Source organism: Dongia sp. P2_B8 (genome assembly GCF_056404715.1).
Genome location: NZ_JBFUDM010000009.1, coordinates 154,485 through 164,235, shown reverse-complemented (window position 1 = coordinate 164,235; position 9,751 = coordinate 154,485). Strand labels below are relative to the sequence as shown.

Here is a 9,751-nt window from a genome sequence, read left to right as displayed (position 1 = left end):
GCTCGAATTTATTGTGTTTGGGGCACCCCACGGATAAACGTTGCCCTGCTCTGCCCCACGTCACCGACTCGAACGGCGCGCAATGACCCAGAAAGTGGCTTTGATTACAGGCATCACCGGCCAGGACGGCGCATTCCTCGCGCGCCATTTGCTGGACAAGGGCTATATCGTGCACGGGGTGAAGCGGCGCTCATCCTCTTTCAACACCGCCCGCATCGATCATCTCTATCACGACCCCCATGTGTCGGGTGAGCCGTTCCATCTCCATTATGGCGACATGACCGACGCCACCAATCTGATCCGGATCGTGCAGGAAACGCAGCCCGACGAGATCTACAATCTGGCGGCACAAAGCCACGTGCAGGTCAGTTTTGAAACGCCGGAATACACGGCCAATGCCGACGGTATCGGCACCCTGCGCCTGCTTGAAGCGATCCGCATCCTTGGTCTCGAGCGCAAGACCAGGTTTTATCAGGCCTCCACCTCTGAACTTTTTGGCAAGGTCCAGGAAACACCGCAGCGGGAAACCACACCCTTCTATCCGCGCAGTCCCTATGCCGCTGCCAAGCTCTATGCCTATTGGATCACTGTGAACTATCGCGAGGCCTACGGCCTGTTCGCCGTCAACGGCATCCTCTTTAACCATGAAAGTCCAATCCGCGGCGAAACCTTCGTCACCCGCAAGATCACTCGCGCCGTTGCCAATATCAGCCTCGGGCGGGAGGAATGCCTCTATCTCGGCAATCTCGACGCCAAGCGCGATTGGGGCCATGCGCGCGACTATGTCGATGGCATGTGGCGCATGCTGCAGCATGACGTGCCGGAAGATTTCGTGCTGGCGACCGGCAAGATGTATTCGGTGCGGGAATTCGTCGAGCTTGCCTTCTCCCATGTCGGCATGGACATCGAGTGGCACAGCCAGGGCGTCGACGAAACTGGTGTCGACCGGAAATCCGGCCGCAAGATCGTCGCCATTGACCCGCGCTATTTCCGTCCGACCGAGGTCGACTTGCTACTGGGCGACGCCAGCAAGGCCGCCCGCCTGCTTGGCTGGACGCCGCAGATCAAATTCACGGATCTCGTCCAGGAAATGGTCGCGGCCGATCTCAAGCTGCTGCAATCGGAACCCGACTTCAAAGGGTATCTGGTGTGACGTCGATGGCGCCCGTCTCGCTGCGAGGTAGCCGCGTCTGGGTGGCAGGCCATCGCGGCATGGTGGGATCCGCCATCCTGCGGCGCCTGGCGCGCGAAGGCTGCGAAATTCTGACAGCCTCGCGCAATGACGCCGATCTCCGCGATCCGCATGCCACTCTGCGCTGGATGAAGGCCCAGGCACCGGACATTGTCTTCGTGGCGGCAGCCAAAGTCGGTGGCATTCTCGAAAACAGCCGTCGCCCGGCCGAGTTCCTGTTCGATAACCTCACCATCGAGACCAGCATCATCTCGGCAGCGCGGGAGATCGGTGTCCGCAAGCTGCTGTTCCTCGGCTCGTCCTGCGTCTATCCCAAAATGGCGCCACAGCCGATCCGTGAAGAATCGTTACTGACCGGCCCGCTGGAACCGACCAATGAATGGTATGCGATTGCCAAAATTGCCGGACTGAAGCTCTGCCAAGCCTATCGCCAGCAATATGGCAGCAATTTCATCAGCTGCATGCCGACCAATCTATATGGCCAACGCGACAATTTCGATCTGCAATCGAGCCATGTCCTCCCTGCCCTCCTGCGCAAGATTCATGAGGCTAAATTGTCCGGGGCGGACGAGGTATCGATCTGGGGCAGCGGCGCGCCACGGCGCGAGTTCCTGCATGTCGACGATCTTGCTGACGCCTGCGTCTTCTTGATGCAGAATTTCGACGGCGATATTCCGCTCAATGTCGGCACTGGCAGCGACATCACCATTGCGGAGCTGGCCACCATGATTGCCGACATTGTCGGCTATCGCGGGCGCTTTGCTTTCGATCGCTCCAAGCCGGACGGAACACCGCGCAAGCTCCTCGACGTATCACGCCTCACCGATCTTGGTTGGCGCGCAAAGATCGATCTCCGGGCCGGCATTGCCGCGACTTATGAATGGTATCTGGCTAACCCAGTGGCAGCGTAACACCGCTCAGGGCGAGTTCGCTGCGCAGTTCCGCCAGCAGGGTCGCAAGGCCGGCCTCGTTTGCCGCTTCCGCCCTGCCGACCAGAATAGCCTGGGTGTTTGACGCACGCAGCAGCCACCAGCCGCTGCCGCTTTGCACACGGACGCCATCGATATCGTTGAAGGCCACTTTACGTGCCAGCAGCCTGGCACGTACTTCCGTCACCACGTCGAATTTGCGCGCATCGTCACAATCGATCCGGATTTCCGGCGTGTTCACCGCGGCTGGCAGCGCATCGCGCAAGGTGGCAAGGCTGCCGCCCTGGCTCTTGATGGCACCCAGTAGGCGAACGGCAGCATAAAGCGCATCGTCATAGCCGAAATAGCGATCGGCAAAGAAGATATGGCCACTCATCTCACCGGCCAGCGGGCAATTGGTCTCCGCCATCTTGGTCTTGATCAGCGAATGGCCGGTGCGCCACATCAGCGGCTTGCCGCCGAGCCGTGCCACCTCGTCGAACAGCACCTGGCTTGCCTTTACGTCGGCGATGATGGTGGCGCCGGGCCGGTCGGCCAGCACCTCGCGCGCTAAAATCGCCAGCAGCTGGTCACCGGAGACAATGCGTCCCAGCGCATCAACGGCGCCGATCCGATCGCCATCGCCATCGAACGCGATGCCAAGATCCAGTTTCTGCGAAATCACGGCCTCTTGCAGCTGCACGAGGTTGTGCGGCTCGGTTGGATCAGGGTGATGCGCCGGGAATGTGCCGTCGATCCGCGCGTTGAGCAGCACATGGCGCCCACCGAGCTTGGCAACGAGGGCAGCCATGGCGTCGCCCGCTGCGCCATTGCCGGCATCCCAGCCGATCGCCATGCCGGTGAGGTCGACGGCATCGGCCAGCAGGCGCTGGACATAGGTGTTCATCATCGCGATCGATCGTGCAGATCCGTTGCCTTGCCGCAGATCGCCGCTTGCGATGCGCCGACCGAGCTCCTGGATCTGACCGCCATAGAATGGCTTGCGCCCGATCATCATCTTGAAGCCGTTATGGGTTGGCGGGTTGTGGGATCCGGTGATCATGATCCCGCCATCAGCAACCAGGTAGTTGACCGCGAAATAGAGCATCGGCGTCGGCCCAAGACCCACATCCATCACATCGGCGCCCGCCCGTCTGGCGCCCGCAATGACCGCCGCCTTAAGATCCGGCGAACTCAACCGACCATCACAGCCGACACAGATGCGCGGGTGGGCAAGGCCGCCGTCTGCGACGATGCTGGCAAATGCCTGCCCGATCGCCTCGGCCGCCGCCACCGTCAGAGTCTCTCCAACGATGCCGCGGATGTCATATTCACGCAGGATCGACGCCGGCACGATCGGAGATTTGTTTTCCACTGTGATCATCGTCCCGCCTGGAAGACCGAATGACAAAATAGGCACCAGACTGGCTACATGATTTTGCCGAGCCGGGCAACTTGAAGCATCCGATCAGGGCAATGATGCGGTCAGGAACAATGTCACGCGCTGTCCCCCGTGCGACACGGGACCCGACGGAGGCGCAAACGGCAGGCGGCAGGCGGCGGCAAGCGATGCTTCGCTCGTCACCAGCGCCACGCGCCAGCCGGAGAAGCGCGATCGCAGCGTTTGGCCGAGCGCGCCATACAATTGATAAAGGCGCTTCTTGTCACCAAGGCGCGTGCCATAGGGCGGGTTGACGATGACCAAGCCAGGCGGTCCGCTCGGCATGGTCAAGCCGCCGATGGCACATTGCCGGAACGACGTGATCTCAGTGACGCCGGCACGGGCCGCATTGGCCCGGCTCATGTCGATCGCACCCGCATCGCGATCGCAGCCATAGAATCGAAGCTCAGGTTTGGTGCCGACACCGCTGCTGCGCAAGCTTTGCCAAGCCGCTGCGTCAAAGCTCGCGAGGTGCTCGAACGCGAACGGCCGCGATCTTCCAGGATCAAGGCCTGCGGAAATTTCCGCCGCCTCAATCACGAACGTGCCGGACCCGCACATTGGGTCGAGCACAGGCTCGGTACCGCTATAGCCGCACTGGCGCAGGAAGAGCGAGGCTAAAGTCTCGCGCATTGGCGCCTTGTTGACGGCTTCCTTGTGGCCGCGCTTGTGGAGGGAATCCCCAGACGTATCGATGCTGATGGTACAGAGATCGTCCTCAATGCGTACCTTCACACAAACCTCGGCCTCCGGCGAGACCGGCGCCCCGAGAGTTTCCACGATCGCCGTTTCGACCCGCTGCGCCGCGGCCCCGGAATGGTAGATCTTGGAGTGCTTGCAGGACGCCTCGACACGGAACGGCACGTCCTTGCGCAAGGATTGCTCCCATGCCAGTTTTCGCGCCCGCTTGTCGAGTTGCGCCAGATGAAAAACCGGGAATGCGCCGACCCGTGCAAAAACACTGCTGGCGCCGCGAAGCTTCAAATTCGCCCGCCACACTTCGTGCCAACTGCCCCTGATCGTGACCCCGCCCACAACCGCCTTTGGGTCGATGAATCCCTTCTCCAGCGCCTCCGCGCACAGCACGGATTCAAAACCGGGAGAGGCCACCAGGAAAATCTCAAAATCACCGTCTGTATTCATGCCGTGTGTATATCGCCCAGGCGAACAGACATCGACACCTTTCGGCGACGGGGAAGCTAGTGATACCGGACCGACGTGAACCACTGGCCAAGGGATGCAGCTGCATGGGCTTCGGCGCCCTGGTTGGCGCATTTTGAGAGGGAAACGCCCCTCCCCACCCAGGTGTGTCGCCTGACCGCACACGAATCTTGATCGGGTCAAGCGAATCAATCTCGCTTAGCACACATCAAAATGTGAGCGAGGTGTAATATACCCGTCAAATTTGAGGAATATTGGCCGGTTTTCGGCCGTTCTCCCAGCACATGCATTCTGTCGGCCGCCGAGCCCGCCGCTCTGAGCCGACCCAATTCAAGCTGGGAGTTTCAAAATGACGACCGACAATAGTGGCAACGGCGCCGAAACGCCCCGCCTTGAATCTTCCATCCACGCAGAGGACATCATCCAGGTGTACCCGACCCAGTCCGGCGGCACGCCTGTTCAAGTTCAGATGCTGGGCGGCGCGAACACCGTGCGGGTCCAGGTAACGCCTGGCGAGACGGTCGAACTGCCCTTCCCCGCCGATGGCATGACCGCCAAACTTGGCGACAATGGCAATCTTGCGGTCAAGGTCGGCGATATTACGGTGATCCTGCTCGGCTATGCCGACGCGACAGCGCAAGGCGATATCACGATCCTTGGCAATGACAATAGAGCTGTCGACGTGGCCGCCGTGCTGGCCGCAACCGACCCCAATCTCGATATCCAGACGGCTGCTGGGGGCACCGCGGCCGGTGATCCGGGCGCGGGGCCGGACAACAATGGCGGCCTGTTCGCGCCGTTCGCGCCCGGTGGTGGCATTGGTGGCCTGAATGCTGTTGGCGGCCTGAACGCCACGGCTCTCAACTACGGCCTGATCCAGCGCGCTTTCCCGGAAATCATCGAAGCGGATGTCGCTCCGGTCGAACCGAGCGTCGAACCCACCTTTGAGCCGACTTTCGAACCGACCTTTGAACCCACGTTCGAGCCAACCTTCGAACCTACGTTCGAGCCGACTTTCGAACCAACCTTCGAGCCCACGTTCGAACCAACCTTTGAACCGACGTTTGAGCCTACGTTCGAACCGACCTTCGAGCCGACGTTTGAACCCACGTTCGAGCCGACTTTCGAACCAACGTTTGAACCGACCTTCGAACCGACCGTTGAGGCCCCAAATGCTGTCTGCAATGACGCGCTGATCGTCGTTGGTGACCCGACTCACACGATCGAAGGCGACAAGGATGCCAACAATATCAGCGGCACCGATGCCAATGACCTGATCCTGGGTGGCGGCAAGGATGACGTCATCGACGGCGGTGAGAATGGCGACGATACCATGCACGGCGAAGGTGGCGATGACCATCTAAGTGGTGGCATTGGCAATGACTCACTGCACGGCGACGAGGGTGATGACTACATCGACGGCGGGATCGGTGACGATCTTGGCTTCGGTGGCCAGGGCAAGGATGAAATGCACGGCGGCGATGGCAACGACATCCTGAGCGGTGGTGATGACCAGGGGCATGACAATGGCGGCGACACCATCTATGGCGATGCCGGTGACGACGTCCTGGAAGGCCTCAATGGCTCCGACTTCCTCTTTGGCGGTGATGGCAACGATTGCCTCCACGGTGGGGCGAACGGCGACCATATGGAAGGCGGTGCCGGCAACGACGTCTTTGAAGCGGTCGACAATGCCGATCTTCAGGACAAAGGCAGCCTGATCGACGGTGGCACGGGCGACGATCGTGCCGAGATGTACCTGTTGGCGAACTTCAGGGCCAACGCGTCCGACAATGATGATGCGCATGTCCGGAACATGGAGATCCTCGACTTTGAGGGCGACCAGAATCCGAACACTGCGAAAGATGACGGCACAGTGATCAAACTCGACGCCGAAAGCGTCATCGACATGACCGACGGCGATCACATCATGTTCGTCCAGGGTGATGCGGAAGACACGCTGGAGATGCTCGACACCGCCAGTGGGACATGGAGCACCGATGGCCAGACCTATCAGGGTACCGACGGCCGGGACTATACGCTCTACACCTCCTCGGTCAGCGGCACGGATGTGCAGGTATATGTCGACAAGGACATCACAATCGTCTGAGTAAGTGATCCACGCACTGACAACGGGCATCCCCTCGGGGATGCCCGTTCCTGTCTCTGCGATATGGTAACGCCATCGCCTGTGGTAGCATCCAGCAACCGGCCATGATTCCTGGGGCGTAAGATGACCATGACGGCTGAAACGGCACCCGTACTTCCGCGCATCTTCGTCCATATCGCCAGCTATCGAGACAGCGATACGCGCACCACGGTCGAGGATCTCTTCGCGAAAGCCCGGCATCCTGAGCGTGTCTTCGTTGGTATCGTTTGGCAATTGCTGCCAGGCGTTGACGACGATCTTCCCTTCACCACGGCCCGGTCCGCGCAGCTGCGTGTTCTCACCTTCGACGCGCGTGACAGCAAGGGCGTCGGCTGGGCGCGTGCCCATGGCCAGAGCCTGTGGCAAGGTGAAGAATATGTCCTGCAAATCGATGCGCATCATCGCTTTGCCGAGGGCTGGGACGAGGCCATGCTCGGCCAGTTGGCGGCCTGCGCCAGCAAGCGCTCCGTGCTCTCGACCTATCCCCAGGGATTCCGCCTGCCCGCCGCCATCATCCCGGGCAGTCCCCTGAAGGTGGTTTTCAAGCAATTCGATGCGACGACGCAGATTCCGGCCCTCACCAGCCGCCTGCTGACGCCCACCGAACAGTCGGCCCCAGAACCAATCCGCAGCGCCTTCTGCGCCGCCGGTTTCCTGTTTGGACCCAGCCAATGGCTGCAGGATATCCCCTACGATCCGATGATCTATTTTTCTGGCGAAGAGATCGCGTTATCACTTCGCCTATGGAGCCATGGCTGGGATATCTACGCACCCAACCAGCATCTGCTCTGGCATCTGTGGGACAAATCCTCGCGCCCCAGCCATTGGGGCGACAATCCGGATTTCGGCATTCTCCAGGCACGCGGCCACAAGCGTCTACGGCATCTACTCGGCATCGAACGCAGCAGCGACCCGGATGCCTTGCAGGATCTCGACCGATACGGCCTGGGCAAGGTTCGTTCATTGAGCGACTTCGAAAGATTCAGCGGCGTGAATTTCGCCAGCAAGATGATCGATGCGCGCGCCAAAGAGGGAGAGATCGATTTGGCAGCACTGGAAAAACGTCCCGTTGTCGTGCCGCCCGGCAAGGCTCGAGAGGTCAAGAGTATCAGCGCGTCTTTGCCGTCACTGTCGAAACAAGATCGCCCGCCGCGCAAGGTCATGGCGACCGAACAATTCACCGTCTACGACGATTTCCTGCCCGACGAGACCTATGAGGAGGTTTATCGCTGGGCACTCTACAGCGACTACCAGCATGTCAACACTGGTGACAAGATCAGCCGCACTTGGCGACCGCATGACGGTTTCCCGATGCGGGGCTTGCGCAACTGCTTCTATCAAACCACCCCGCCGGGGCCTGAGAAGAAGCCGTGGCAATATCCGACCGGCACAGCATACGATCTCTTTGCCGAGCGCGTTGCCAAATATGCGCCAGACGTCGAAGCACTCGTTGGACGTGGTGGCAGCGACTGGCGCGCCTTTTCCGTGACTTCCTTTCTCTATCCAGCCAGGACCGGCCTCTCGCTCCACCGCGATGGCCGCGAGGTCTATACCGGGGCCTATACCTTTTTCATGGCGCCGCAATGGGATCTTCACTGGGGTGGATTGCTGGTCGTGCTCGACAAGCGAACGCAGCTCGCGAGCGACGTAGTCAATCTCTACGGCCAGGGAAAGTCGATCAAGAATGTCTGGCTCGATCGCGAGCGCGAGACCGCCTTCGCTTTCGACCCCGGCATTGGCCAGGTCATTTTGCCAAAACGCAACCGCATCGTCTTCCTGGAGCCCGACAGCTACCATTTCATCACCTATGTGAACGAATATGCCGGCGATAATGTCCGCATGGCCTTCTCCGGTTTTTTCCATGCCAAAGACGAACAGAAGAGCACCTAACCTGCCGACGACACCAGACCAGACCATCTTCGTCAGCATCGCGAGTTATCGCGATGTCGATTGCCAATTGACCCTGCGCGACCTTTTTGCCCAGGCCGCGTATCCGGAGCGGATTTTTGCCGGCGTTTGTTGGCAATGGCTGCCCGAGGCCGATGGCGACTGCTTCGATATCGTCACGCGCCCGGAGCAGGTGCGCGAAGCGCGCTATCACATCAGCGAAAGCAGGGGCGCCTGCTGGGCGCGGGCCGAAGCACAGAAATTGTGGCAGGGAGAAGATTATGTGCTGCAGATCGATGCGCATCATCGCTTTGCCCGCGGTTGGGACGTGACGCTGATCGATCTTCTGCAACATTGTCCCAGTGCAAAACCGGTCATCTCGACCATTGCGATGGGATACCGACCACCGCGTGACCTCTCGACCGCGGTCCCGGGAAAGACGATCTTCCGTGGCTTCGACCAGCAGTCGCGGTTGCCGGTCTTCTTCAGCAACCTACCCATCGCGGAGCATGACATTGCCGCGCGACGCCTGTTGCCAAACCCCTTCATCTGCGGCCACTTCTTCTTCGGACCGGCGATAGCTATGGCCGAGGTTCCCTGGGATCCGCATATCCACATGAAGGGTGACGAAATTACCCGCTCGGTACGATTCTGGAGTCATGGCTGGGATTGCTATGCTCCGTCAGAGCATATCCTCTGGCATGACTGGCGCAGGCAGGGGCGCGCCGGTGGGTGGCGCGACGAGGCGCAGCATCAACGGTTGATTGAGGAGGCCCATCGCCGGGTCCGACACCTCCTTGGCATTGAGACCAGCAATGATCCCGATATTGTCAGGGGTCTCGATCAGTATGGATTTGGCCAGCTTCGCAGCGTTGTTGACTTCCAGGCGCATAGTGGCATCGACTTCCGGCGGCAAGCCTTCGGTGGCCCCGCTGCCACCGGCGACTTCCCGCCCTATCCTGGCGTTGAAAAATTTTCACCAAGCTCGGCATAAATCCCCGCAATCATCGTTC

7 protein-coding genes are annotated in these 9,751 nt (G+C 60.3%); 5 read left to right on the top strand and 2 right to left on the bottom strand.

Annotated features, from left to right (window positions below):
* Positions 1-82: 82 nt before the first annotated feature.
* Together gmd and fcl are read left to right on the top strand one after the other, a co-directional pair.
* On the top strand, positions 83-1,153 hold the full coding sequence (gene gmd, locus AC1DWZ_RS21845; protein ID WP_477171067.1) for a GDP-mannose 4,6-dehydratase: 1,071 nt from the start codon (positions 83-85) through the stop codon (positions 1,151-1,153).
* 5 nt (positions 1,154-1,158) lie between these two features.
* Positions 1,159-2,103 (top strand): GDP-L-fucose synthase, encoded by a 945-nt coding sequence (fcl, locus tag AC1DWZ_RS21840; protein ID WP_477171243.1) that lies wholly within the window; start codon positions 1,159-1,161, stop codon positions 2,101-2,103.
* Here the strand turns inward: fcl and pgmG are convergent.
* Positions 2,084-3,475, bottom strand: a complete 1,392-nt coding sequence (gene pgmG, locus AC1DWZ_RS21835; RefSeq protein WP_477171066.1) for a phosphoglucomutase/phosphomannomutase PgmG — start codon at positions 3,473-3,475, stop codon at positions 2,084-2,086. The genes fcl and pgmG overlap by 20 nt on opposite strands.
* 93 nt (positions 3,476-3,568) lie before the next feature.
* On the bottom strand, positions 3,569-4,684 hold the full coding sequence (locus AC1DWZ_RS21830; protein WP_477171065.1) for a THUMP domain-containing class I SAM-dependent RNA methyltransferase: 1,116 nt from the start codon (positions 4,682-4,684) through the stop codon (positions 3,569-3,571).
* A gap of 367 nt (positions 4,685-5,051) precedes the next feature.
* Between AC1DWZ_RS21830 and AC1DWZ_RS21825 the strand changes: the two genes are divergently transcribed.
* The 3 genes from AC1DWZ_RS21825 (at position 5,052) to AC1DWZ_RS21815 (ending at position 9,732) form a co-directional block, all read left to right on the top strand.
* Complete coding sequence (locus AC1DWZ_RS21825; protein ID WP_477171064.1) at positions 5,052-6,812, top strand: hypothetical protein; 1,761 nt, start codon at positions 5,052-5,054, stop codon at positions 6,810-6,812.
* Between the two features lie 123 nt (positions 6,813-6,935).
* Complete coding sequence (locus AC1DWZ_RS21820; RefSeq protein WP_477171063.1) at positions 6,936-8,741, top strand: GlcNAc-transferase family protein; 1,806 nt, start codon at positions 6,936-6,938, stop codon at positions 8,739-8,741.
* Positions 8,713-9,732 carry a GlcNAc-transferase family protein gene (locus tag AC1DWZ_RS21815; protein WP_477171062.1) on the top strand — a complete coding sequence of 340 codons (1,020 nt, stop codon included), beginning with the start codon at positions 8,713-8,715 and terminating at the stop codon, positions 9,730-9,732. Before AC1DWZ_RS21820 ends, AC1DWZ_RS21815 begins: the two co-directional genes overlap by 29 nt.
* The last annotated feature ends 19 nt before the right edge of the window (positions 9,733-9,751 follow it).

What these genes read in the sequence shown, in the direction of transcription:
- AC1DWZ_RS21830 (WP_477171065.1), bottom strand. Translation starts at nt 4,684, where the DNA reads ATGAATACAGACGGTGATTTTGAGATTTTCCTGGTGGCCTCTCCCGGT.
- gmd (WP_477171067.1), top strand. Translation starts at nt 83, where the DNA reads ATGACCCAGAAAGTGGCTTTGATTACAGGCATCACCGGCCAGGACGGC.
- AC1DWZ_RS21815 (WP_477171062.1), top strand. Translation starts at nt 8,713, where the DNA reads ATGCCAAAGACGAACAGAAGAGCACCTAACCTGCCGACGACACCAGAC.
- fcl (WP_477171243.1), top strand. Translation starts at nt 1,159, where the DNA reads ATGGCGCCCGTCTCGCTGCGAGGTAGCCGCGTCTGGGTGGCAGGCCAT.
- AC1DWZ_RS21825 (WP_477171064.1), top strand. Translation starts at nt 5,052, where the DNA reads ATGACGACCGACAATAGTGGCAACGGCGCCGAAACGCCCCGCCTTGAA.
- AC1DWZ_RS21820 (WP_477171063.1), top strand. Translation starts at nt 6,936, where the DNA reads ATGACCATGACGGCTGAAACGGCACCCGTACTTCCGCGCATCTTCGTC.